25 protein-coding genes, 1 tRNA gene and 1 pseudogene are annotated in these 22,402 nt (G+C 65.8%); 24 read left to right on the top strand and 3 right to left on the bottom strand.

All coding sequences use genetic code 11. From position 1 onward, the window contains the following. The 4 genes and pseudogenes from A8G08_RS11220 to A8G08_RS11205 all read left to right on the top strand — a co-directional run. Window positions 1–361, top strand: a pseudogene (locus A8G08_RS11220) (molybdotransferase-like divisome protein Glp); the annotation flags it as partial. 39 nt (window positions 362–400) lie between these two features. Beyond that, window positions 401–1,036: a GNAT family N-acetyltransferase gene (locus A8G08_RS11215; RefSeq protein ID WP_068273729.1), complete on the top strand. Its 636-nt coding sequence runs from the start codon at window positions 401–403 to the stop codon at window positions 1,034–1,036. Window positions 1,037–1,171: 135 nt separating this feature from the next. Beyond that, a complete protein-coding gene (gene sepX, locus A8G08_RS27725) occupies window positions 1,172–2,173 on the top strand; it encodes a divisome protein SepX/GlpR (protein WP_068273727.1) in 1,002 nt (333 codons plus the stop codon). A gap of 102 nt (window positions 2,174–2,275) precedes the next feature. Further along, window positions 2,276–2,351: transfer RNA gene (locus tag A8G08_RS11205), tRNA-Ala, on the top strand. A gap of 193 nt (window positions 2,352–2,544) precedes the next feature. Here A8G08_RS11205 and A8G08_RS11200 read toward each other — a convergent pair. Next, window positions 2,545–3,285, bottom strand: a complete 741-nt coding sequence (locus A8G08_RS11200; RefSeq protein ID WP_068273725.1) for an SDR family NAD(P)-dependent oxidoreductase — start codon at window positions 3,283–3,285, stop codon at window positions 2,545–2,547. Window positions 3,286–3,382: 97 nt separating this feature from the next. Further along, entirely contained in the window at window positions 3,383–4,834 is a 1,452-nt protein-coding gene (locus A8G08_RS11195) for an aldehyde dehydrogenase (protein ID WP_068273723.1), read from the bottom strand. Window positions 4,835–5,017: 183 nt separating this feature from the next. On the opposite strand from A8G08_RS11195, the gene A8G08_RS11190 reads away from it, so the two are divergent. From A8G08_RS11190 to A8G08_RS11100, 19 genes are all read left to right on the top strand, one after another. Next, window positions 5,018–6,286, top strand: a complete 1,269-nt coding sequence (locus tag A8G08_RS11190) for an aromatic ring-hydroxylating oxygenase subunit alpha (RefSeq protein WP_068273721.1) — start codon at window positions 5,018–5,020, stop codon at window positions 6,284–6,286. Between the two features lie 6 nt (window positions 6,287–6,292). Further along, a complete protein-coding gene (locus A8G08_RS11185; RefSeq protein WP_068273719.1) occupies window positions 6,293–6,619 on the top strand; it encodes a hypothetical protein in 327 nt (108 codons plus the stop codon). Further along, the gene (locus tag A8G08_RS11180; RefSeq protein WP_068273717.1) at window positions 6,616–7,869 is read left to right on the top strand and encodes a metal-dependent hydrolase family protein; all 1,254 of its coding nucleotides are present in this window, start codon (window positions 6,616–6,618) and stop codon (window positions 7,867–7,869) included. Before A8G08_RS11185 ends, A8G08_RS11180 begins: the two co-directional genes overlap by 4 nt. Window positions 7,870–7,967: 98 nt before the next feature. Beyond that, entirely contained in the window at window positions 7,968–8,420 is a 453-nt protein-coding gene (locus A8G08_RS11175; RefSeq protein ID WP_068273715.1) for a MarR family winged helix-turn-helix transcriptional regulator, read from the top strand. Window positions 8,421–8,558: 138 nt separating this feature from the next. Continuing rightward, complete coding sequence (locus A8G08_RS11170) at window positions 8,559–9,638, top strand: ferredoxin--NADP reductase (protein WP_084436106.1); 1,080 nt, start codon at window positions 8,559–8,561, stop codon at window positions 9,636–9,638. Window positions 9,639–9,664: 26 nt separating this feature from the next. Further along, a complete protein-coding gene (locus A8G08_RS11165; protein WP_068273756.1) occupies window positions 9,665–10,411 on the top strand; it encodes an SDR family NAD(P)-dependent oxidoreductase in 747 nt (248 codons plus the stop codon). A gap of 46 nt (window positions 10,412–10,457) precedes the next feature. Then, window positions 10,458–11,717: an aromatic ring-hydroxylating oxygenase subunit alpha gene (locus A8G08_RS11160; protein ID WP_068273713.1), complete on the top strand. Its 1,260-nt coding sequence runs from the start codon at window positions 10,458–10,460 to the stop codon at window positions 11,715–11,717. Beyond that, window positions 11,717–12,052, top strand: coding sequence for a hypothetical protein (locus A8G08_RS11155; RefSeq protein WP_245672778.1), 336 nt, complete (start codon window positions 11,717–11,719; stop codon window positions 12,050–12,052). The genes A8G08_RS11160 and A8G08_RS11155 overlap by 1 nt, the downstream gene beginning before the upstream one ends. A gap of 49 nt (window positions 12,053–12,101) precedes the next feature. Beyond that, the gene (locus A8G08_RS11150) at window positions 12,102–12,947 is read left to right on the top strand and encodes a TauD/TfdA dioxygenase family protein (RefSeq protein WP_068273711.1); all 846 of its coding nucleotides are present in this window, start codon (window positions 12,102–12,104) and stop codon (window positions 12,945–12,947) included. A 41-nt stretch (window positions 12,948–12,988) separates the two neighbouring features. After that, window positions 12,989–13,297: a DUF4286 family protein gene (locus A8G08_RS11145; RefSeq protein ID WP_068273709.1), complete on the top strand. Its 309-nt coding sequence runs from the start codon at window positions 12,989–12,991 to the stop codon at window positions 13,295–13,297. A gap of 7 nt (window positions 13,298–13,304) precedes the next feature. After that, window positions 13,305–13,844: a carboxymuconolactone decarboxylase family protein gene (locus tag A8G08_RS11140; protein WP_068273707.1), complete on the top strand. Its 540-nt coding sequence runs from the start codon at window positions 13,305–13,307 to the stop codon at window positions 13,842–13,844. Beyond that, window positions 13,841–14,980 carry an acyl-CoA dehydrogenase family protein gene (locus A8G08_RS11135; protein ID WP_068273705.1) on the top strand — a complete coding sequence of 380 codons (1,140 nt, stop codon included), beginning with the start codon at window positions 13,841–13,843 and terminating at the stop codon, window positions 14,978–14,980. Before A8G08_RS11140 ends, A8G08_RS11135 begins: the two co-directional genes overlap by 4 nt. Continuing rightward, window positions 14,977–16,239 (top strand): acyl-CoA dehydrogenase family protein, encoded by a 1,263-nt coding sequence (locus A8G08_RS11130; protein ID WP_068273703.1) that lies wholly within the window; start codon window positions 14,977–14,979, stop codon window positions 16,237–16,239. The genes A8G08_RS11135 and A8G08_RS11130 overlap by 4 nt, the downstream gene beginning before the upstream one ends. A 206-nt stretch (window positions 16,240–16,445) precedes the next feature. Next, window positions 16,446–16,820, top strand: coding sequence for a hypothetical protein (locus A8G08_RS11125; RefSeq protein WP_068273701.1), 375 nt, complete (start codon window positions 16,446–16,448; stop codon window positions 16,818–16,820). 81 nt (window positions 16,821–16,901) lie between these two features. Next, window positions 16,902–17,330 (top strand): hypothetical protein, encoded by a 429-nt coding sequence (locus tag A8G08_RS11120; protein WP_068273699.1) that lies wholly within the window; start codon window positions 16,902–16,904, stop codon window positions 17,328–17,330. A 7-nt stretch (window positions 17,331–17,337) separates the two neighbouring features. Then, on the top strand, window positions 17,338–17,913 hold the full coding sequence (locus A8G08_RS11115) for a mismatch-specific DNA-glycosylase (RefSeq protein WP_068273697.1): 576 nt from the start codon (window positions 17,338–17,340) through the stop codon (window positions 17,911–17,913). Window positions 17,914–17,931: 18 nt separating this feature from the next. Further along, on the top strand, window positions 17,932–18,852 hold the full coding sequence (locus A8G08_RS11110) for an aldo/keto reductase (protein ID WP_157108514.1): 921 nt from the start codon (window positions 17,932–17,934) through the stop codon (window positions 18,850–18,852). A gap of 94 nt (window positions 18,853–18,946) precedes the next feature. Next, a complete protein-coding gene (locus A8G08_RS11105) occupies window positions 18,947–20,047 on the top strand; it encodes a glycosyltransferase (RefSeq protein WP_068273695.1) in 1,101 nt (366 codons plus the stop codon). Between the two features lie 148 nt (window positions 20,048–20,195). After that, a complete protein-coding gene (locus tag A8G08_RS11100) occupies window positions 20,196–21,041 on the top strand; it encodes an SDR family oxidoreductase (RefSeq protein WP_068273693.1) in 846 nt (281 codons plus the stop codon). Between the two features lie 44 nt (window positions 21,042–21,085). On the opposite strand, the gene soxR is transcribed toward A8G08_RS11100, so the two are convergent. Then, on the bottom strand, window positions 21,086–21,553 hold the full coding sequence (gene soxR / locus A8G08_RS11095) for a redox-sensitive transcriptional activator SoxR (protein ID WP_068273750.1): 468 nt from the start codon (window positions 21,551–21,553) through the stop codon (window positions 21,086–21,088). A 102-nt stretch (window positions 21,554–21,655) separates the two neighbouring features. Between soxR and A8G08_RS11090 the strand changes: the two genes are divergently transcribed. After that, on the top strand, window positions 21,656–22,396 hold the full coding sequence (locus A8G08_RS11090) for a hypothetical protein (protein ID WP_157108513.1): 741 nt from the start codon (window positions 21,656–21,658) through the stop codon (window positions 22,394–22,396). Window positions 22,397–22,402 lie beyond the last annotated feature (6 nt).

The raw sequence follows: 22,402 nt of genomic DNA, 5'->3' as shown, positions 1-22,402 counted from the left end.
GGTGCCGACCTTCCTGCTGCCGAGCAACCCGGTTGGCGCGCTGGTCGTCTTCGAGGTGATGGTCCGTCCGCTGATCCGGATCGCGCTCGGTCGACGGCAGCCGATGCGCAGGATCGTGCGGGCTAGGACGGTCTCGCCGATCTCCTCGATCCGCGGTCGAAAGGGCTATCTCCGAGCGCAACTCATGCGTGACGAAGTCACCGGCGAGTACCTGGTCCAGGCACTCGGGGGCGCGCCCGGCGCGTCGTCGCACCTGCTTGCGACGCTGGCCGAGGCGAACTGCCTGGCCATCGTCGATCCCGATGTTGTCGAGGTGCGCACGGGCGACGAAGTGGATGTCGTCTTTCTCGCGCAGCGTTGATGGGGTAGTAGTCGATCCGTGGGAACCACTCCGTTGCGCATGTCGGGACATCCCGGCTGGCCCGCACATCTCGGCCCGCTCCGAGTCGCCGCGGGCAACGTCAAGCTGCGCCCGATCAAGCTGCGTGACGCCAGTGCGTGGTCGCGCATCAGGATCCGCGATGAGGATCATCTGCGGCCCTGGGAGCCAACCGCTGTCGGGCCGTGGGAGGCACGCCATCACGTCTCCAGCTGGCCCGGATTGTGGTCGACGCTTCGGGGTGAGGCGCGTAAGGGCCGGATGATCCCGCTCGCGATCGAGCTGGACGGCGCATTCTGCGGCCAGCTCACCGTCGGCAGCATCGTGCACGGCGCGCTGCGCTCGGCCTGGATCGGATACTGGGTAGCCAAGGACGTCGGCGGCCGCGGGGTGGCCACGGCGGCTCTCGCGCTCGGCCTGGACCACTGCTTCGGCCCAGTGGGTCTGCACCGCGTCGAGGCGACCGTGCGGCCGGAAAACATGGCCAGCCAGGCGGTGCTGCGCAATGTCGGCTTCCGCGAGGAAGGGCTGCTGCAGCGGTATCTCGATGTCGACGGTGCATGGCGAGACCACCTGCTGGTCGGCATGACCGTGGATGAGGTCGCGGGCACCGTCACCGATCGCCTGATTCGCAGCGGAAAGGCGAGTTGGGTCTAACACATCGTGTTACCAATGTGACTCGAGTTGTTGGCGTGGTGCGGCGCGCCTGACCAAGTCGGACGCCGCGCCGCATTAGCCTTTGCAGGTCAGTCGTGTCTTCGTGCCGCTGTCCAGACGGGAGGGGCCCGCCACATGCCGAACTCGTTCTTGTGGATCGGCCTCGTCGGCATGTGGGTTTTCATCCTCTTCCCGATGATGGCGGGCAAGCATCCGCGGATCCGGCGGCCCACCGACGCGGCACTGTCCACGCGAGTACTGCACCGCGGCGGAACCAAGCGCAAGCCGGCACGCGGGCCGGCGACCGGACACGAGAGCGATCCGAACTGGCGGCGTGCCACGGAGGACCGGCGTACCCATTCCCGAGGGACCGACTGGGAGGACCCGATGGAAACCCACGCTGACAGCATCGACCTCGACGACGAAGACATCCGTAACGACGATCGGCCCGATGACGCCGTCTCGGACGACATGGTGTCGAAAGACGCCGTGCCGGACGACGAGGCAGAGCGCGGCGAGGAACCCGCCGCCACAGCCGATGACAAGCCTGCCGAGGAACCAGTTCGCCGGGTTCCGTCGTCGGAAGTGGCTGAGCTGGAAGATGATTGGGGCCCGCGCGACAACGAGCCGGTGCGCGAGCGCGGATCGGACGGCCCGGAGGAGCATCGGCCGCACGGCGGTATCCCAGTACGCCGTGGCCGTGGCGGCTTCGATCCCGAGGCGGACGCCATCGCCCGCGCTGAGCGCTACCAGTTCCGCCAGCGGGCCGTACTCGGTCTGTTGCTCATCGCGATCATGTCCGCCGCGATCGGCGTCATTGCCTCGTCGCTGGCCTGGTGGGCCTGTGGTGCGTCCGTTGCGATCCTGGCCATGTACCTGACGTATCTGCGCAACCAGGTGCGGATGGAGGAGGAGATCCGCCGCCGCCGCATGGCCCGGTTGGCGCGTTCCCGGCTCGGGGTCGAATCGACGACCGACGAGGAACTGCGGCTCGTACCGTCCCGCTTGCGTCGCCCGGGCGCGGTGATCATCGAGGTCGACGACGAGGACCCCGCATTCGAGCACCTCGATCATCCGCACACCCTCATCGCCGAAGGCGAATCCGACGACGAAATGCGCACCGCCTCCGGCCAGTAGCGCCGGGCCCGTCCCAGGCATAGTTCCTGGTAGGGACGCGATTCGGAAGTCCGGGCGATCGCCTGCTAGAGTTTGCGAGCGCGGTCGCGAAAGCAACCGCACGGGGCTGTGGCGCAGTTGGTAGCGCGCTTCGTTCGCATCGAAGAGGTCAGGGGTTCGATTCCCCTCAGCTCCACCACAAGAAGAAGGCTCCCGGATCGGGGGCCTTCTTTCGTCTGTGTGGCGCTCGGCCCGGAGGGCCCGCCCAGCCGCACACATGCTGATGGCGCGCACAAGGTTTGGGGTGCGGGAGCATGTGCGGCGAGTCAGGAAGCGTGCGGCGGAGGGATCCGTCCCGCGAACAGTGCGGGACGGCAGCCTGTTCGTCCGACCTATCCCGCGGTCTTTCCGTTGTCGGCCATGTAGACCGCGCCATTGATCGCGCTCGCGTCGTCGCTGGCCAGGAACGCGATCACCCGTGCGACGTCGCTCGGCTCCATCAGGCCTCGCAGCGATGCGGCTCGCATGATGAGGTCGAAGTTCGGGTTGTCGGGCACCGAGAAGTTCGTGACCTGGTCGGTCAGCATCCCGCCCGGGCACACGACGTTCACCCGGAGCTTGTCCGCGGTGTATTCGACTGCCAGCGCCCGCGTCAGGCCGATGAGGCCGTGCTTGGCCGCGCAGTAGCCCGCCGAATACGCCTGGCCCTCCGTACCGGCGATCGATGCGACGTTCACAATGTTGCCTCCCGCCTCGAGCAGGTGCGGAAGGGCAGCGCGGGACAGGAAGAACGGCGCATTGAGATTGACCGCGAGGTCACCGGCCCATTCCTCGTCGGTCACCTCGGCGGTATGGCGCATCTTGTGTGCTCCCGCGACGTTGACGAGCACGTCGAGCCGACCGAATTCGTCGACGCACCGCTGCACGACATCGCGGCAGGCGTCCGGAGTGGCGATATCGGCCGCGGCGAACTTGCCGCCGGGGATCGCGTCGAAGGTCGAGGTCAACCGCTCCTCGTCACGCGCCACTCCGAACACCGACGCGCCGCGCTGGGCGAAAATCTCTGCGACGGCGGCGCCGAGCCCGCGCGACGCACCCGTCACCAACGCGACTTTGCCTGAGAAGTCGGACATCTGGTCTCCTGTCGAACGATCCCTGAACTGCGACGCGCCGAGTCGAACCGGCGCGCAGTTGGCATCTTAGGGACAGGCTGTCCGACCGTCGTCGGCCCTACTTTTGCGCCGCCACTGCGATCGACTTCGTATCCAGGTACCCCTCGATCCCTTCGCGGCCGAGCTCGCGTCCGTAGCCGCTGTCCTTGACGCCACCGAAGGGGGCGAAGGGGTCCATGGGGTAGCCCTGGTTCACTCCGACGGTTCCGGTGCGGATTCGACTCGCGATGGCCGTGCCGCGTTCCGGGTCCGCGGTGAATACCGATCCGGCGAGGCCGTAGTCGGAATCGTTGGCGATGGCCACTGCGTCCTCCTCGTCGCGGTAAGGGATGACGGTCAGCACGGGACCGAAGATCTCCTCGCGCGCGATGCGCATTGCGTTGTCGCCGTTGGCGAACAGAGTGGGCCGCACGTACCAGCCGCTGTCGAGTCCGTCCGGGAGTTCGGTTCCGCCGACGACCAACTTCGCCCCGGCGTCGGAGCCGATGCCGATGTAGTCGAGTACCCGGCGCTGCTGGCGCTGGGACACCAGCGGGCCGATCTGGGTTGCCGGATCGGCGGGGTCGCCGACGACGAGCGAGGTCATCTCGTCGGCGAGCGCATCGACGACGGCGTCGTGCAGGTGGGACGGGACAACGACGCGGGTGAGCGCATTGCAGATCTGCCCGCTGTTGGACAGGCTCGCCGAGCGCACCGCGGCGGCGACCTGCAGGGGATCGGCATCGTCGAGCACGATCGCGGCGGACTTGCCGCCGAGTTCGAGGCTGACCTTCGTGAGGTTCGCGGCGGCCGCTGCGGCGACGGCCCGGCCGGCCGCGCTGGAACCGGTGAAGGACACCTTGTCGACGCCGGGATGCCCGACGAGATGCGCGCCGGTGGCCACACCCCCGGGCACGACGCTCACAACGCCCGGCGGCAACCCGATCTCTTCGAGCATCTCGGCGAGCAGCAGGGCATTGAGCGGAGACTCCGGCGCCGGCTTCAGGACGACGGAGCAGCCCGCGAGCAGCGCGGGGACGAGTTTCGTCACGATCAGAAACTGCGGCATGTTCCACGGCACGATCGCGGCAACGACACCGACCGGGTCCTTCTGGATGTGCACATCCGAGCCGAAGAAGCCGGAACGGGTTTCGGTCCAGGCGAAGTTCGATGCCACGTCGCAGAACGCGCCCATCATCATGGTCGGCAGGCCCACCTGGGCGCGTTGTGCAAAGGAGATCGGCGCGCCGATCTCCGCGGAGATGAGTTCCGCCATTTCGCCGCGCCGGGTGCCGTAGACCTCGGCGAGCCGCCGGATGACCTCAATCCTTTCGGCAGGCGTCGTCCGGGACCATGGTCCGGTGTCGACGGCAGCGCGCGCGGCGGCCACCGCCCGGTCGACGTCGTCCGCGCCGGCGACCGCGACCCGCGCGATGGTCTGCTCGGAATGTGGCGAGGTCACGGTAAGAACTTCGCGGTCACCATCGCGGTGCGATGCCTTGTCACCGTCCGTGCCACAGTCGCGAATCATTCGTCTTCCTCCGTCGGCTCGATCGTGTGCAGACCTTGAGTATCAACTACTTGTCATTGCCGTCGCAAGGCGCTAGCGTTTGAAGTCACGAGCTGCGGAACTCGCGCCCAAAGCAGCCGTGACGGCGCGAGCGAACCGAGGCTCTTCGCGCTACCCGTGGCTGGATCGAATCGAGGAGTATCGATGGCTCGCTTCCCCAAACCGCCGGAAGGCAGTTGGACGGAACACTATCCGGAGCTGGGAACCGCACCGGTTTCCTATGAAGATTCCATTAGTCCCGAGATCTGGGAGCTCGAGCGCAAAGCGATCTTCAAGCGCGCCTGGCTCAATGTCGGTCGCGTAGAACAACTTCCGAAAAAGGGAAGTTACTTCACCAAGGAGCTCGCGGCTGCCAACACATCGCTCATCCTGACGAAAACCGGGGACGGCGAGGTCAAGGCGTACCACAACATCTGCCGGCACCGCGGAAACAAGCTGGTGTGGAACGACATGCCGCAGGAGGAAACCAGCGGCACGTGCCGCCAGTTCACCTGCAAGTACCACGCCTGGCGCTACGACCTCGACGGCAACCTCAACTTCGTGCAGCAGGAAGGTGAGTTCTTCGACCTCGACAAGAGCAAGTACGGCCTGGTGTCGGTGCACTGCGAGGTGTGGGCCGGCTTCATCTTCGTGAACCTGGCGAAGGGCGAGCCGGAGCAGCCGCTGCGCGAATTTCTCGGCCCGATGATCACCAATCTCGAGGGTTATCCGTTCGAGAAGATGACGTCGCGGTTCTACTACCGCTCCGAGGTGAAGGCCAACTGGAAGCTCTACATGGATGCGTTCCAGGAGTTCTATCACGCACCCGTTTTGCATGCGAACCAGTCGCCGGCGGCATATTCGAAGGCGGCCGCGCAGGCGGGATTCGAGGCTCCGCATTACCAGCTCGAGGGTCCGCATCGGCTCGTGAGCACGTCCGGTGTGCGTGCGTGGGAGATGGCTGCCGAGATGCGCAAGCCGATCGAGGACATCTGCCAGAGCGGACTGTTCGGTCCTTGGGACAAGCAGGATCTCGGCGAAATGCCCATCGGACTGAATCCCGCGAAATGCGATCCGTGGGGCCTGGATTCGTTCCAGCTGTTCCCCAACTTCACCATCCTGTGCTGGAGCCAGGGCTGGTACCTCACATACCACTACTGGCCGACCTCGCATAACACGCACATCTTCGAGGGGAACGTCTACTTCCCGGCGCCGCGCAGTCCGCGCGAGCGCATCGCCCAGGAACTCGCCGCGGCGTCGTTCAAGGAATTCGGCCTGCAGGATGCCAACACGCTCGAGGCGACGCAGTCGATGCTCGAATCGCGCGCGGTCGACGAGTTCCTGCTCTGTGACCAGGAGATTCTCATCCGTCACCTGCACGATGAAACCAAGAAGTGGATTGCCGACTACGAGCGTTCGGCGCAGGGAGCGTGAGCTGAGATGTCTTTGCTACCAGCTGAATTCGCCGATCTCGAGGCGTACGCGGAGTGGTGCCTGCCCACCGAGGCAGAGCGTTACGCCAAGCGCACGAACGGCAAGATGCGCGACATCCAGGCCTTCTACGACGCCATCACGCCGCGTGCGGAAGAAGCGATCTCCTACTGTGACAAGTTCCCGCTCGACGACTTGCCAGAGGACGTGCTGAACCTGATGCACCTGCTGTATTCGATGATCACTGTGTCGTTTTCGGCCGAGTGCTGGAAACAACCCCGCGTTCCCGATGCCGGCGCTTCGACCCTGGACTGCGTGATCGAGCCCATTCCGTGACCGGCCCGACAGTCCTCCGCGCAGCGCGGTGGGTCGATGTTGTTGCGGGCAAAGTGCATTCGCCGGCGACCATCGTCGTAGAAGGAACACAGATCGTCGCGATTGATCCCGACGGCCCGCTGCCCGAAGGCGCCACGGTCATCGACCTCGGCGACTCCACGTTGCTCCCCGGCCTGATGGACATGGAGCTCAACCTGCTCATCGGCGGACCGGGCGGGCCGGAAGGCCTGCCCAGCCCGATGCACGGTGTGCAGGATGATCCGGCCTACCGGACGCTGCGCGGCGCGGTCAACGCAAAGACCACGCTCGATGCCGGTTTCACCACGGTGCGCAACCTCGGGCTCATGGTGAAGACCGGTGGCTACCTGCTGGATGTCGCACTGATGCGCGCCATCGATCAGGGCTGGCACGACGGTCCCCGCATCCATCCGGCCGGTCACGCCGTGACGCCGTACGGCGGGCACCTGGATCCGACCGTGTTCCAGCGTCTGGCGCCCGGCGTCATGCCGCTGTCGGTTGCCGAGGGAATCGCGAACGGCGTACCGGACGTGATCGCCTGCGTCCGCTATCAGGTCCGCCACGGCGCCAAGCTGATCAAGGTCTCCGCTTCGGGTGGCGTCATGTCGCACAGCACGTCGCCGGGCGCCCAGCAGTACTCCGATGCCGAGTTCGAGGCGATCGCCGACGAGGCGCATCGGGCCGGAGTGAAGGTGGCCGCACATGCGGTCGGCGACAAGGCGATTCAGGCGTGTATTCGCGCCGGTATCGACTGCATCGAGCACGGCTTCCTGGCAACCGACGAGACGATCCAGATGATGGTCGACCATGGCACGTTCCTGGTCTCGACGACCTACCTGACGGATGCGATGGCCATCGACCGGATCGCGCCGGAGCTGCGGGCGAAGGCTGAAGAAGTCTTTCCTCGGGCAAAAGCCATGCTGCCCAAGGCGATTGCAGCGGGTGTCCGCATCGCATGCGGAACCGATGCGCCGGCCGTGCCGCACGGGCAGAACGCGAAGGAACTCGTCGCGCTCGTGGAACGCGGCATGACGCCGCTGCAGGCGCTTCGATCGGCCACCGTGGTGGCGGCCGAACTGGTCGATGTGGACCACGAACTTGGGCGCCTCGCACCCGGGTACCTGGCTGACATCATTGCCGTACCCGGTGATCCGTCGGCGGACATCAGCACAACACTCGACGTGCACTTCGTCATGAAGAACGGCCGGATTCACAAGTCTCCCGCCGCTTGATAGAGCCGCCCGTGGATCACCGCGGGCGGCTTTATTTGCGATAGCGTCGAGATGTGGCGAGCAGCGAATCCCGTGGTCAAAGCGGGCAGGAGAAACGGTTGGAACTGACCGAGAACACACTGTGGCTGTTGAAGCAGGCCTTCTACTTCTCGCTCACCACCGTCAACGAGGCCGTGAAGCAGCACGGTGTCAGCACTGCCCAGATCGGTTTGCTGCGCCAGCTCACCAACGAGCCAGGCCTGTCCGGGGCGGAACTCGCCCGGCGCCTGCTGATCACGCCGCAGGGGGTTCAGCTCGCGCTGACCGCGCTGGAAAAGCGCGGTCTGGTCGAGCGACGCCAGGATCCGCAGCACGGGCGCATCCTGCAGGCTTTCCTGACTGATGAGGGTAAAGAGGTCGCCCAGGCCGTCGTCAGCGATGCCATCGCCGCACACGAGCAGGTTTTCGGCGTGCTGACCCCCGAAGAGCATGAAACGCTGCGCGATCTCCTCAGTCGTGTGGTGGAAAAGGGGACCGGGCACGAGGTCATCAGCGACCACGTCGAGTTATAGGCAGATTCCGTATTGATCAGGGCTTTCGTCCCGGGACGCGTGGGTTGCGTCCCGGGACGACCTGTATGCGCAGCACTTGTTGTGAACTCTATGTCAACTACTTGATATCAATGGCAAGTAGTTGATAATCTTCAGGAGATGCCTGAGACCTCGCCTTCCTCGCCCGCCGTCGCGGCCGGTGCGCCCAGCGCCGCAACAGCCACAGTGCCGGACGGTTTCGTCCCACTGCTGGTGACGGACGTGGTCCGGGAGACCCCGGAAGCCGTGTCCGTCGTGTTCGAGATTCCGCCGGAGAGTCGGCAGCAGTTCCGGTACAACGCCGGGCAGTACCTCACGCTGTCGGTGTGTATCGATGGCGCTGAACACCGGCGCTGCTACTCGATGTCGTCCACGCCCGCGACCGGTGAGAACCTTCGGGTCACCATCAAGCGCGACCGCGACGGGGTTGTATCGAACTGGATCAACGACGCTGTCGCGCCTGGGGATCGCCTGCATGCAGCGCCGCCGCAGGGCCGCTTCGTGCTCGATGAATCCGATCGCGAGTTCGTCGCATTCGCCGGCGGCAGCGGAATCACCCCCGTGTACTCGCTGCTGCGCTCGGTGCTCGGGCACACGACCCGCAGCGCGCGCCTGTTCTACGCGAACCGGGCCGAGAGTTCGGTGATCTTCGCGGACGCGCTCGGCAACCTGAGCGATCGGCACGCCAACCGATTCGAGCTTCGGCACCATCTCGACGAGACGCACGGGGTCGCCACCCCGGAGGGCATCGAATCCTTCCTCGCCGGCGCCGGAGAGTGCGAGTTCTACATCTGCGGTCCCGCACCGTTCATGGAGACCGTCGAGGCGGCGCTGCTGAACGCTGGTGTTCCGGCCGCACGGGTACACGTCGAACGTTTCGCGTCGGCCGTGCCGGAGCTCACCGCGGAGGAGGCAGCCGCGGTTGTCACCGAGGAGGTGACGATCGAGCTGGACCGGCAGAAGGTCACGCTGCCGTACCGCGCCGGATACACGCTGATGCAGATGGCCAGGTCGGCTGATATGCGTCCGCCGTCCTCGTGCGAGACCGGCACCTGCGGAACGTGCATCGCCCAGGTGACCGAGGGAGCCGCGCAATTGCTCAACAACGACGTACTCGACGACGACGAGATCGCGGAGGGCTATGTCGTCACCTGCCAAGCCTTGCCCACCACTCGAACGGTCCGGGTGGTTTACGAGTGAGCACAGCCAATAGCGATGGAGCGGAAATGACGACACGAGTCGCGGTAGTCACGGGCGGAGCGTCCGGAATGGGCGAAGCCACCTGTCATGAACTGGGTCGGCGGGGCTACAAGGTCGCCGTTCTGGACCTCGATGAGCAAGCAGCACAACGGGTTACCGACGATCTGCGGGCCGACGGGGTAACCGCACTCGCGGTGCGCGCCGACGTTACCGACCGCACCGCAGTCGAGAGCGCCTTCGCGAAGGTGCGCAGCGAACTCGGCCCCGTGCAGATTCTGGTGACGAGCGCGGGATTGTTCGGGTACTCAGCCTTCACCGAGATCTCGATCGAATCCTGGTCGCGCGTAATCGATGTCAACCTGACCGGCACCTTTCATTGCTGCCAGGTCGCCCTGCCCGACATGATCGCCGCGAACTGGGGACGGATCGTGATGATCTCGTCGTCCAGCGCGCAGCGCGGATCGCCTTTCGCGGCGCACTACGCGGCCTCGAAGGGCGGCGTCATCACGTTGACCAAATCGCTGGCGCGTGAGTACGCCACGGCCGGAATCACGGTGAACAACATTCCGCCGTCCGGTATCGAGACGCCGATGCAGCATGCCGGACAGGCCGCCGGCTACCTGCCGCCCAATGAGGATATTGCCAAGGCCATTCCGATGGGCCGACTCGGCACCGGAGCGGATATTGCTGCGGCAGTTGGGTTCCTGTGCTCCGACGAGGCGAGCTTCATCACCGGGCAGGTGCTGGGCGTGAATGGCGGTTCGGTGCTGTGACCGGGCAAGCAGGCCAATGTAATTCGACGACCATCAGGAGGTTGGCATGACGGCACCAGCTAAGCCGGCGGCGGGGTCATGGACCGAGCACTACCCCGAGTTGGGTACCGGCCCGATCTCCTTCCGCGACTCGATTTCCCCCGAGTTCTACGAAGACGAGCGTGAAGCGATCTTCAAGCGCGCCTGGTTGAACCTCGCGCGTGTCGAGGAAGTGCCGAACGTCGGCAGCGTCGCGACGAAGGAGATCGAGGTCGTCGATGCTTCGCTCATCCTGGTGCGCGGGCAGGACAACCAGATCCGGGCCTTCCACAACACGTGCCGGCAGCGCGGCCACAAGCTCGTCTCGACCGACGCCGTCGAAGCCAGAGAAGCCCGCGACGACCTGCTGTGCGCGCGCTGCGGCTGGCGTTACGCACTGGACGGCACCCTGATCCACGTCCCGAGCGAGTCGGAGTACTTCAACCTCGACCTCGCAGCGCACGGCTTGATCGAGGTGCACTGCGATATCTGGAACGGCTTCGTGTTCGTCAACTTCGACGAATCGCCGAAGCAGACGCTGCGCGAGTTCCTCGGACCCATGGTCACGGGTTTGGATGAGTACCCGTTCGACAAGCTGACCGAACGCTACGAGTGGATCGCGCACAACAACAGCAACTGGAAGATCTTCGCCGACGCCTTCCAGGAGTACTACCACGTCCCGTCGCTGCACAGTCAGCAGGTGCCGTCGGCGGTCCGCAAGCCGAATGCCGGATTCACCTGCGCGCATTTCCAACTCGATGGGCCCCACCGACTGGTGTCGACCGCGGGCACGCGTCGATGGCTGCTCGATCCCGAGTTCATGTACCCGATCGAGCGGGCTACCGAGAGTGGCCTCGTAGGCCCGTGGCGCTCGCCCGATCTCGGACCCATACCGGAGGGTGTGAATCCGGGCGGCGTCGAGAACTGGGGGATCAGCAACTTCCAGATCTTCCCGAATCTCGAGATCCTGATCTATCACGGTTGGTACCTGCTGTACCGGTACTGGCCGACGTCGCACAACACCCACCGCTTCGAGGCCTACACCTTCTTCCACCCGGCCCGCACCGTGCACGAGCGCATCGAGCACGAGGTCGCTGCCGTCGTGCTGAAGGAGTTCGCGCTGCAGGACGCCGGCATGCTCGGCGGTACGCAGGCGGCCCTTGAATACGACATCGTGGATGACTATCCGCTCAACGATCAGGAAATTCTGGTGCGCCACCTGCACAAGGTTGCGGTCGACTGGGTCGACGACTACAAGCTCGAGCGCGGCGAGGGGGTGGCCCCGTAATGCCGGACACGATGCTGCCCAGCGCCTTTGCCGATCTCGAGGGGTTCGCGCCGACCTGGTGCCTGGCCACGGAAACCGAGCGCTGGAACACCCGCATTTCCAGCACGCAGCCGCAGTTGCGGGAGTTCTACGACGCCTTCTTTCCGCGGCTGGAAGAGGCGATCGAGTATTGCGACAAGTTCGACCTCGACGACCTTCCCGAGGATGCACTCAACCTGCTGCACCTGATCTATTCGCTCGTCCTGGTCGCGATGGCCGTCGAGATCATGCATCAACCCATCCCGGTGGATGGCGCGGACGCCGTCATGATCCGCACCGACGCGCCGATGCCCTAGATCGCGCGGTCTCTCGGAACCTCTTGTCTTCACACCAGAAAGGACAGCCATGAGTCTGCTGACCATCAACAAACTCACCGACACGGTCGGTGCCGAGGTTGTCGGCATCGATCCCTCCCGCATGGTCAGTGACGATGCGATAGCGGAAGCCATTTTGAATGCCTTGGAGGACAACGGCGTTCTGGTCTTCCCCGCTGTGAACTTCGATCCGGCGGATCAGGTCGAGTTCTGCCGTCGACTCGGCGCGATCGACCATTCGGCCGACGGCCACCACCCGGTCGCAGGTATCTACCCCGTCACGTTGGACAAGTCGAAGAATTCCTCCGCGGCCTACCTCAAGGCCACCTTCGACTGGCACATCGACGGATGCACCCCGACGGACAACTCGTACCCGCAGATGGCGACCGTCCTCTCGGCCGTCCAGGTCGCTACCTCCGGTGGTGAGACCGAGTTCGCCAGTTCGTATGCCGCCTACGACGGACTCACCGATGACGAGAAGGAGCGGTTCGCCTCGCTTCGCGTCGTGCATTCGCTCGAAGCGTCGCAGAGCCGGGTCAACCCCGATCCGACGCCGGAACAGTTGGCGCAGTGGCGAGCCCGCCCCACCCACGAGCATCCGCTGATCTGGAGCCACCGCTCCGGCCGCAAGTCGTTGGTCCTGGGCGCCTCGGCCCACTACGTGGTCGGCATGGACCGCGACGAGGGCCAGGCCCTGCTGGACGACCTGCTGAAGCGCGCCACCACCGCCGAGCAGGTCTACAGCCACAACTGGTCGGTGGGCGACACCGTCATCTGGGACAACCGCGGGGTGCTGCACCGCGCCGCACCGTACGACGAGACCTCGCCGCGAGAGATGCTGCGCACCACGGTGCTCGGCGACGAGCCGATCCAGTAGTTCCTCTCTCACAAGTTCTTTCATCGATCAGGAGTACACACATGGCTAAGTCAATTCTGTTCGTCGAGAGCGGGCCCGCCTCGGCAGACACCGTCGACGACTACAACCGCTGGCACAACGAGGTCCACGTTCCCGAGATGCTCGAGCTGGATGGCTTCGTATCTGCCCGGCGGTGGCAGGACGGCGACAACTTCATCACGCTGTACGAGATCGACGCGGACGTGGAGACGGCAAAGGCGACCCTGAAGGCGTTCTTCGCCAGCGGCACGATGTCCAAGCCTGTCGGCGTCCGGACCGAACCGCCGGCAGTAATGCGGTACCTGAGCCTGATCCACGAGGCGACGGCCTGACCTTTCGATGACATCCCGACATCCGCTGCGGTTGGCGCCGTTGCCGTCCGACGAATGGACCGATGAGGTCCGTTCGTCGCTGACGTCACTGCTCCCCGTCGAGCGTGCCAACCCGGCCGATGCCGGCAACGTCTTGTCCACGCTGGTACGCCACACGGACCTGACGCATGCGTACCTACCGTTCAACACCTACCTGTTGCGGGAGTCGGCGCTGTCGCCGCGCATCCGCGAAGTGGCGCTGATGCGGGTAGTCCACCGTCGGGGCTGCGAATACCTGTGGACGCATCACATTCCGCTCGCAAAGCGAGTCGGACTGACCGATGCCGATATCGACGGTATTCGCGACGGGAAACCCGCAGACGACTGCGACCGGATCGTCGTCGCTGCCGTTGACGACCTCGACACACAGAGCACCATCTCCGCCGAGGTCTGGGACGAACTCGGCAAGTATTTCGACGACAAACAACGAATGGACCTCGTCTTCACGATCGGCGGATACGCCCTGCTCGCGATGGCGGTCAACACCTTCGGCGTGGAGGACGAGTGAACAACACTGCACCGGAAACCGAGCTGTTCCTGCGGACGGCACGGACATTCCTCGACAAGAACGCGACCGTGAGTCATCAGCGTGCGCTCCACGCGGATGGCCGGTCCTACGACGCGGCGTGGTGGGAACAGGCCGCTGGGCTCGGCTGGGCCGGACTGCTTGTGCCGGAGGAGCTCGATGGCGGCAGCGTGTCGGGCAGCGGCCTGCATGATCTCGCCACGATCGCGGAGCTGATGGGGACCACGGTTGCTCCCGGTCCGCTGCATCCGGTGAGCGTCGTGCTCGCGGGATTGGTCGACGCCGAAAACCGCGACGACCACGCGGACGCGATCGCCGACCTGGTGCAGGGCAGCAAGGTCGCGAGCTGGGCGGTGGAGGAGCCAGGCCGGCAATTCGGTCCGCTCGAACCGACGCTGGTTGCGACGCAGACGCCGGACGGCTATCGCCTCGACGGCGTGAAGGATCGGGTCGAAGCAGGCTCGGAGGCCGATCTCCTGCTGGTGACTGCGCGCACCGACGACGGCGTGCGGCAGTTCCTCATCCCGGCTGACTCTGCCGGGGTGACTGCGCGCCCACAGCCGAGCCTGGACCTGGTAAAGCATTACGCACGAGTCGAATTCGATTCCGTTGTGGTTGCTGCCTCAGCGGTGGTTGGCACCGCGGCGCAAACGCCGGCCCTGATTCAGCGCCAATCCGATATCGCGAACCTGCTGCAGTGCGCCGAGATCGTCGGCGCAATCGACACCGTGCTGAAGTTGACCATCGAGTGGACCGAACAGCGGTACACCTTCGGTCGGCCGCTGGCCTCGTATCAGGCGCTCAAGCACCGGCTCGCCGACATGACCATGTGGCTGCACGCCTGCCGCGGGATCACGGCAGGCGCCGTTGATGAGGTCGTTGCCGGCAACCCGTCCGCGCTGATCTGGGTGAGCGCCGCGAAGTCCTACCTCGGTGAGCATGCCGGACAGTTGGTCCAGGAGTGCATTCAGTTGCACGGTGGCATCGGGGTCACGTGGGAACACGACCTGCATCTCTACCTTCGACGGATCACCTTGTATCGCAACATGTTCGGCTCGACGGCCGGGCATCACCGAATTATTGCGCGCAACGCAGCAGAGGGGACTCCGGCCGCATGATCGAGACAACTGCCCACGCCGCAACGGAATCGGTGCAGGAGTTCGCGGCTCGGGCACGCGAGTGGCTCGCCGAGAACATGCCGCGCCTGGACCCGGAGAATCCGCCCGTGGCAGGACGTGGCGACGAAGCCGCGTGGAAGCGGGCCCGTGAACTTCAGCAGTTGCTGTACTCGGGCGGCTTTGCGGGCATCTGCTTCCCACGCGAATACGGTGGACTCGGGCTGGACGTGGCGTATCAGCGTGCCTTCGACATCGAAGTGGCCCAGTACGAGATGCCGCTGATTCTGAATGTGCCGACGTTCACCATTTGTGCGGCGACACTGCTCGACACCGGATCCGAAGACCAGAAACGCGAACGCATTTCGGCCGTGCTGCGGGGCGAGGAAGTGCTTGTCCAGTTGCTGTCCGAGCCGAGCGGCGGATCGGATCTGGCGGGCCTGATCACCCGTGCGGAACGTGACGGCGACGCCTGGGTGATCAACGGTGCAAAGACCTGGAGCACCAGTGCGTTCGCGGCGGACTACGGATTGCTCTTGGTGCGAACCGATCCCACGGTGCCGAAGCACGAGGGGCTGACGATGTTCCTGGTGCCGATCAACTCACCGGGCGTGGAGTTGCGCCGGATCGAACAGGTCGACGGCTCGAACGACTTTTGCACCGAGTTCTTCGACGGACTCCGGCTCGGCGATGACGCGGTGGTCGGTGAGGTCAATGGCGGTTGGGAGGTCGCATCGCGGCTGCTCTTCCACGAGCGCCGCGCGGTCGGGCAGGGCTCGGAGTTCGCCAGCGGCCGGGGCCGCGAGCGGTCAGAGGAATCGACTTCGGATCTGATCGCGCTCGCGAGGTCCGTCGGTGCCGCGGACGACCCGCTCGTGCAGGAAAAGGTCGGCCGGGTGCTGGCGCGCCGCATGGTGCGCGATCGGATGGTCGAGCACGTTTCCGCGGCCATGCGGGACGGCTCGTTGCCGCCGGCCGCGGGGTCGATCATCCGGCTCTTCCACTCCGATGTGGTCTTCCTCGAGGTCGACACCGCGATGGAGATCGCGGGTCCGTTCGGTGTTGTCGAGGGCGACGAGCAACTGCTGGGAGTGGGGCAGCGGTACCTGTCCCGGCAGACGGTGGCGCTCGGTGGCGGCAGCAATGAGATGGCCCGCAATGTCATTGCCGAACGAGTGCTCGGTCTGCCGCGCGAACATGCTGCGGACAAGGGGGTGCCGTTCAATCAGGTCCGCCATAATAGCTCTGCGAAACATGAATGATTCGGAATTTTGAATTGTTGTTGCCCGCATGAAAGGTCGCCGTTATTCGATCGTGACGATATTTCTTTGGTTGAAGGCGAAACAAAACGTCCGGTACGCACGACAGTGGAGGTAGTCGGAACGGTTTGAGCAGTGCGAGGGGTACCGGCCCGGCATACGCAAGTGGAACTAGGTGCCAGTACCCAGCCGACCGTGGAGTATCCCCAATGGCAATCCTGCACGACTCGAACAATTCATCCATCGCAATCACGACGCGCCTGTCTGGGCCGCGGCTCGCGGAAATCTCCGAATTCGTCGCCGAGACCGGCGAATTCAATGGAACCGCGGTCCGCTTTGACGGATTCGACGGCAGCCATCCGACCTTCTCGGTGCATAGCGTCGACGACTCCGTGAACGACCTGACCTTCCATGTGACGATCGCCAGCCTCGGCGCGATGTCCACCGGCTATATCGAAATAGATCGCACCCCAGGGCGCTTCGGCGGATTGGCGCAGGCATACACGGCGTATGCACAATTTGTGCAGCGCTTCGGCGACATTGTCCGCACCGAGGATCCCGCCGCACGAGTCTCGGTCACTTGACCAATTAGTGGCTGCCGCGCACCCGCATTCGGCATGATGCTGATCCGGGGTTCACTGTGAGCCTCGGTAAGGGGATTGCGAATGAATGCGGGTACCGCGGTTGCCATAGCAGCTACCTTCGTCTGGCTCGGAATGGTGCTGGCGATCTCGTTCCTCGAGGCGCCGCTCAAGTTCCGTGCCCCCGGCATCACCATCCCACTCGGGCTCGGCATCGGCCGGCTGGTCTTTCGCGCGTTGAACGCCGTGGAGGTCGTGCTCGCGGTGGCCATCACGGTTGCGGTTTTCGCGGACGGGCCGTCGTCGGGGACTCCGGCGGAACTGTGGGTCGCAATGGGCGTGCTGCTGGTGCAGGTTCTCATCGTCCGGCCGCGGTTGACTCGCCGCTCCGATGCCGTCCTCGCCGGCGACGATGCGCCGCGCTCCCACGCGCACTACTGGTACGTGGGCCTCGAGGTGCTCAAGGTGATCGCGCTGCTGGTCGGCGGTATCGCCCTGCTGGTCGACGTCTGACGCCGGCATGGGTTTCACGCGCGCGCAGCTCGAGTCGTTTCGTGATGCGGTCATCGACGATCTGATCGGCCCGGACTGCGCGCTGCTTTTCGTCGGCATCAACCCCGGACTGTGGACGGCCGCGGTCAACGCGCATTTCGCGCGCCCGGGCAACCGGTTCTATCCGGCGCTGTACCGGGCGGGCATCACCGAGCGGCAGATCGATCCGTCCGGCGGAATGTCGGATGCGGACCGCGAGCTACTGATCGCCCGCGGTGTCGGCATCACCAACCTCGTTCCGCGGGCCACCGCGCGGGCGGATGAGGTCGGCGCCGCGGAACTGCGTGACGGAGTCGCCGCGCTGACGAGGACCGTCGAACGGGTACGTCCGCGGGTGGTCGCGGTCGCCGGAGTCACCGCCTACCGCACGGCGTTCGGTGAGCGCACCGCGCGCACGGGGCTGCAGTCCCGGCAGATCGGCGGCGCTGCGGTGTGGGTTGTGCCGAATCCGAGTGGGCTAAATGCCCATGACACGGTCGACACACTCGCAGTCGCCTATCGCGCGGCCGCCGACGCAGCGGGGCTGGACCTCGAGTGCGGTTGAGGGCCTAGGCTGCGTGCCATGTCGATCACCGAGCCGGGAAGACATGCGGGACTTAGCCGGGATGCGTTCGGCCGCCAGGGATTCGGGGCGATGCGGTTGAACGCCGACACCCTCGGCGACGCGGATCGCGACCCCGTCGCCGTCGTGCGAGCCGCTCTCGATGCCGGTGTCACGATGGTGGACACCGCCGACGTCTACCGGACCGAGGAACTCGTCGGCCGCGCGATTCGTGGCCGCCGGGAGGACGTGTTGCTCGCCAGCAAGTTTGGGCTGGTTTTCGACGAGGCCGGGGGCTTCGACGTTCGCGCCGATCCGCACTACCTGCGACAGGCCTGTGACGCGAGCCTCCGGCGACTCGATGTTGAGGTGATCGACCTGTACTACCTGCACCATCGCAGTGAGACGGTGCCGATCGAGGAGACGGTCGGCGCGATGGCCGGCCTGATCGAACAGGGAAAGGTCCGCGCGATCGGACTGTCGAATGTCACGGCCGACGATCTGCGTCGGGCGCACGAAGTGCACCAGATCGCCGCGCTACAGGAGGAGTGGTCGCTGGTCCATCGCGATATCGAACAGCGGTTGCTTCCGACAGCGGCCGAACTCGGTGTGGTTGTTGTGCCGCACTCCCCGAACGGCCACGGACTGCTGCACCGGGCGGCGCCCGACGAGAACACCGACCTGCACGAAGCGCTCGCCGAGATCGCCCGTGCGCACGAGGTCGCGATCGGTCAGGTTGCGCTGGCCTGGGTCCACCAGCGCGAGCGGGTACATGGCGTGCCGGTCGTCCCGATCCCCGGCACCACCAGGGTCAGCCACGTGCGCACCAATGTCGCTGCGGCCGGACTGGTCCTGTCCGACAGCGAACTTCATCGGCTCGATGCGCCCGACACCGGCGCCGCCGCGGAGCCTGCGGAGCCGCCCAGCGACGGCGGTCCGTAGCTCGGTAGCCCGGTCGAAAGCGTGGCTTCGAATCTTCCATCGCCGTTAATCGGCCGTTGTCGCTGCCGTATCCCGGCTCACGAACCATGGGCCGGTGCGGATCGTGCAGCTCGCGAACTTTTACGGCCCGCGATCGGGCGGCCTACGGACGGCGCTCAATCACCTCGGTGCCGGGTATCAGCAACGTGGACACGAGGTCGTGCTCATCGTGCCCGGTGAACGGGCCGGTGAGGAGACACTGCCGAGCGGGGTCACCCGGATCACGCTGCCCGCGCCGCAATTGCCGTTCACCGGCGGCTACCGTGCCGCTGACCCGCGTCGGGTCGCTGACGTGCTGGCAGCGCTGCGCCCCGACGCGCTCGAGGTATCGGACCGGCTGACACTGCGCGGGTTCGGCCGCTGGGCTCGTCGCCGCGACATTGGGTCGGTGATGATCTCCCACGAGCGGCTCGATCGCCTGCTCGGCCAGTTCCTGCCCGGCCCGGCGGCGCGGCACATGGCCGATATCGCGAACCGGCACAGCGCGATTGACTACGACACCGTCGTGTGCACCACCGATTTCGCGCGCCGGGAGTTCGCTCGCATCGACACACCCAATGTCCGGTTGGTTCCGCTTGGCGTCGACCTCGAGCTGTTCGCGCCCCATCGCCACGACGGGCTGTTGCGCGACCGGCTCGCCGGGAACGACCTGCTTCTCGTGCACTGCGGCCGGCTGTCGGTGGAGAAGCGGGCCGACCGAAGCATCGGCGCGGTGGCCGCGCTGACCCGGGCGGGGCTGTGCGCGCGGCTCGTCGTCGCGGGGGACGGGCCACGCCGGGCAGCGCTGGAACGCCGTGCCGAGGGGCTGCCCGTGCACTTCACCGGATTCATCGACGATCGTGCACACCTGGCCACCCTGCTCGCGACGGCCGATGTCGCCCTCGCGCCGGGTCCGCACGAGACATTCGGTCTCGCGGCGCTGGAGGCGCTTGCGGCGGGCACCCCGGTCGTGGCGAGCAGATCGTCAGCGCTCGCCGACATCGTCACCGCGGACAGTGGCGCTGTCGCCCTCGACTCCGCCACCGCGTTCGCGGGCGCGATCAGTGAGGTGGCCGCGCGTCCGGTGCCGCAGCGCCGGCTCGCCGCCCGGCAGCGGGCCGAAGAGTTCGGCTGGCCCGCGTCGGTCGACGGCATGCTCTCGGCGCTCGGCGCGTAACACTTCGGCCGCAAACATGGGCACTTCCTGCGCGGATGTACCGATTCTCGCGCGGCGGCGCGACCCGGTGCCGAGTCCCGTATCGTCACCCGTCACGCGATGTACCTTTGACGAACATGCCCCGGCGCCGAACGCGATAGGACGAACCGTGATCGGAACCCTCAACGAGAAGAAGACCCTAATCACCGGCGCGGCCAGTGGCATCGGGCGCGCGACTGCGGTCGCCGCGGCAGCCAAGGGCGCCGAACTCTTCCTTACCGATATCAACGAGAAGGGCCTGGCCGAGACGGTCGAGCTCGTCGTCGCCAAGGGCGGCACCGTGAGCCTCACCAAGGCGCTCGACATCTCCGACTACGACGCGGTGAGCGGCTTCGCCAAAGAGGTCTACCAGCAGTTCGGCAGCCTCGACGTGGTGATGAATGTCGCCGGTATCTCGGCCTGGGGCACGGTCGAGAACCTCGAGCACCGGCACTGGCAGGCGATGGTCGACGTCAACCTGATGGGCCCGATCCACGTCATCGAATGTTTCGTGCCGCCGATGATCGAGGCTCGCCGCGGCGGCGCCCTGGTGAACGTGTCATCGGCGGCTGGTCTGCTCGCGCTGCCATGGCACGCGGCCTACAGCGCCAGCAAGTTCGGCGTGCGCGGCATCTCCGAGGTGCTGCGTTTCGACCTCAAGCGGCACCGCATCTCTGTGCACCTCGTCGTCCCGGGCGCGGTACGCACCCCACTGATGGACACCTTCGAGGTGGCCGGCGTGGATATGAACGATCCGAAGGTGCAGCGCTATGTACACGCGTTCGACAAGCGCGCGGTGTCACCGGAGGACGCGGCGAAGTCGATCATCAAGGGCGTCGAGCGCAACAAGTACCTGATCTACACGTCGAACGACATCCGCTTCGGCTACTGGTGGGCGCGCAAGTTCGCGCCGCCCTACGAGTTCGTCATGCAGTGGGCGAACAACCGGTTCAACCGGTTCCTGCCGCCGGCCTGACGACGGCGAGCCGTCCCGAAATTTCCGGCAAGCCAGCGGAGGAACTACGGCGCGTTCAGCTCTACATCGAGCACCCGCGCGCCCGGTCCCCATTCGCCCAGTCGGTCATGGCTGTTCACGAGCGTGCAACTTGCCAGGGACAGGCAGCCGCAACCGATACACCCGGTCAGGTCATCGCGCAGCCGGGTCAGCTGGGTGATGCGCTCGTCGAGTCCGTCCTTCCAGGTGGTGGACAGCCGCGCCCAGTCCTTGCGGGTAGGCGTGCGTCCCTCGGGCAGAGTTTCCAGTGCCGCGCGGATTTCGGCCAGGGGAATGCCGACCCGTTGCGAGATCCGGATGAACGCCACCCGCCGCAGCGTCTCGCGGTGGTAGCGACGCTGATTGCCACTCGTGCGGCGGCTGGTGATCAGCCCTTCGCGCTCGTAGAAATGCAACGCCGAGACCGCGACCCCGCTGCGTTCTGCCAGCTGGCCGGGCGTGAGTTCCTTGACCTTCCAGTCCGGCATGGGCATCGTTCGTCCTTCCGCGAGATCCCGATAGCTCAACATTAGTCGAGGTTTTCGGCATTGCCCGTCGCACGGCGCGGCCTGATTTTCGCGCGGTGCGGAGCGGCTGTGCTGGTTAGCATCGAGACCATGGCGTCCGGGCACGACGGGGCACGGCCGCGCTGGGTGCGAGTTTCCGGCGCGGTGCTCCTGCTCGCCTTCGTCCTTCCATTCGTGGTCCGGCTCCCGGTGCTGCTGGTCGTCGTCGGAGCCATAGGCATCTTCGTTGTGGCGACCCTCGTCCCGGAGCGGGACGATCCCAAACCCGTCCGCACGCCGGCCCCGCCCGACGACGGTGACCTCGCGCAGCGCTGGCTCGACGCTCAGGCCGCTCTCACACAACTCGACGACGAGTGGCTGGCCTTCGTCACCGACCCCGAGTCGCTGTTTCTCACCCGGCCCCTGCTGCTCGACCAGAACGACCCGGTGATCGGCGAGTACCACCGCGCCTGGGAAGCCGCCAGGATCTCGGCGGCACAGCACCCGCTCGGCGAGGACGGGATGACGGCGGCCGACCTCGCGCGGTTCGAGAAGCGCGTCAACACCGCCTGGGACACCTGGCTGCGCGCCGACGCCCGCGCCCGCGCCATCGGTCTGGACAACTTCCGCAGCGGCGAGCGAGTCGCCCTGCGCCGGGCGCGGAAGATCATTGCGTTGATGGACGATCCGGCGACGACGCCGGCGTTTCGTGACGAACTCCTCGCTGTGCTGCGCCGGGCACTCGCGCAACTCGAAACGATCCGCATCACTCCCCACGACCTGCGCAGGATTCCCGAGCTCATGAGCGTGGATCTGCGCGAGCTCGAATAACGACCG

The sequence above is a fragment of the Aldersonia kunmingensis genome (assembly GCF_001646865.1).
GTDB classification, from domain to species: Bacteria; Actinomycetota; Actinomycetes; order Mycobacteriales; family Mycobacteriaceae; genus Aldersonia; species Aldersonia kunmingensis.
Note: the sequence above shows the minus strand (reverse complement) of the source record. Positions and strands in the feature narration are given on the sequence as shown.

Excerpts from the sequence above, each read along its gene's own strand:
- A8G08_RS11215 (WP_068273729.1), top strand. The coding sequence starts at position 401 with ATGTCGGGACATCCCGGCTGGCCCGCACATCTCGGCCCGCTCCGAGTC.
- sepX (WP_068273727.1), top strand. The coding sequence starts at position 1,172 with ATGCCGAACTCGTTCTTGTGGATCGGCCTCGTCGGCATGTGGGTTTTC.
- A8G08_RS11200 (WP_068273725.1), bottom strand. The coding sequence starts at position 3,285 with ATGTCCGACTTCTCAGGCAAAGTCGCGTTGGTGACGGGTGCGTCGCGC.
- A8G08_RS11195 (WP_068273723.1), bottom strand. The coding sequence starts at position 4,834 with ATGATTCGCGACTGTGGCACGGACGGTGACAAGGCATCGCACCGCGAT.
- A8G08_RS11190 (WP_068273721.1), top strand. The coding sequence starts at position 5,018 with ATGGCTCGCTTCCCCAAACCGCCGGAAGGCAGTTGGACGGAACACTAT.
- A8G08_RS11185 (WP_068273719.1), top strand. The coding sequence starts at position 6,293 with ATGTCTTTGCTACCAGCTGAATTCGCCGATCTCGAGGCGTACGCGGAG.
- A8G08_RS11170 (WP_084436106.1), top strand. The coding sequence starts at position 8,559 with ATGCCTGAGACCTCGCCTTCCTCGCCCGCCGTCGCGGCCGGTGCGCCC.
- A8G08_RS11165 (WP_068273756.1), top strand. The coding sequence starts at position 9,665 with ATGACGACACGAGTCGCGGTAGTCACGGGCGGAGCGTCCGGAATGGGC.
- A8G08_RS11160 (WP_068273713.1), top strand. The coding sequence starts at position 10,458 with ATGACGGCACCAGCTAAGCCGGCGGCGGGGTCATGGACCGAGCACTAC.
- A8G08_RS11155 (WP_245672778.1), top strand. The coding sequence starts at position 11,717 with ATGCCGGACACGATGCTGCCCAGCGCCTTTGCCGATCTCGAGGGGTTC.
- A8G08_RS11150 (WP_068273711.1), top strand. The coding sequence starts at position 12,102 with ATGAGTCTGCTGACCATCAACAAACTCACCGACACGGTCGGTGCCGAG.
- A8G08_RS11145 (WP_068273709.1), top strand. The coding sequence starts at position 12,989 with ATGGCTAAGTCAATTCTGTTCGTCGAGAGCGGGCCCGCCTCGGCAGAC.
- A8G08_RS11140 (WP_068273707.1), top strand. The coding sequence starts at position 13,305 with ATGACATCCCGACATCCGCTGCGGTTGGCGCCGTTGCCGTCCGACGAA.
- A8G08_RS11130 (WP_068273703.1), top strand. The coding sequence starts at position 14,977 with ATGATCGAGACAACTGCCCACGCCGCAACGGAATCGGTGCAGGAGTTC.
- A8G08_RS11125 (WP_068273701.1), top strand. The coding sequence starts at position 16,446 with ATGGCAATCCTGCACGACTCGAACAATTCATCCATCGCAATCACGACG.
- A8G08_RS11120 (WP_068273699.1), top strand. The coding sequence starts at position 16,902 with ATGAATGCGGGTACCGCGGTTGCCATAGCAGCTACCTTCGTCTGGCTC.
- A8G08_RS11115 (WP_068273697.1), top strand. The coding sequence starts at position 17,338 with ATGGGTTTCACGCGCGCGCAGCTCGAGTCGTTTCGTGATGCGGTCATC.
- A8G08_RS11110 (WP_157108514.1), top strand. The coding sequence starts at position 17,932 with ATGTCGATCACCGAGCCGGGAAGACATGCGGGACTTAGCCGGGATGCG.
- soxR (WP_068273750.1), bottom strand. The coding sequence starts at position 21,553 with ATGCCCATGCCGGACTGGAAGGTCAAGGAACTCACGCCCGGCCAGCTG.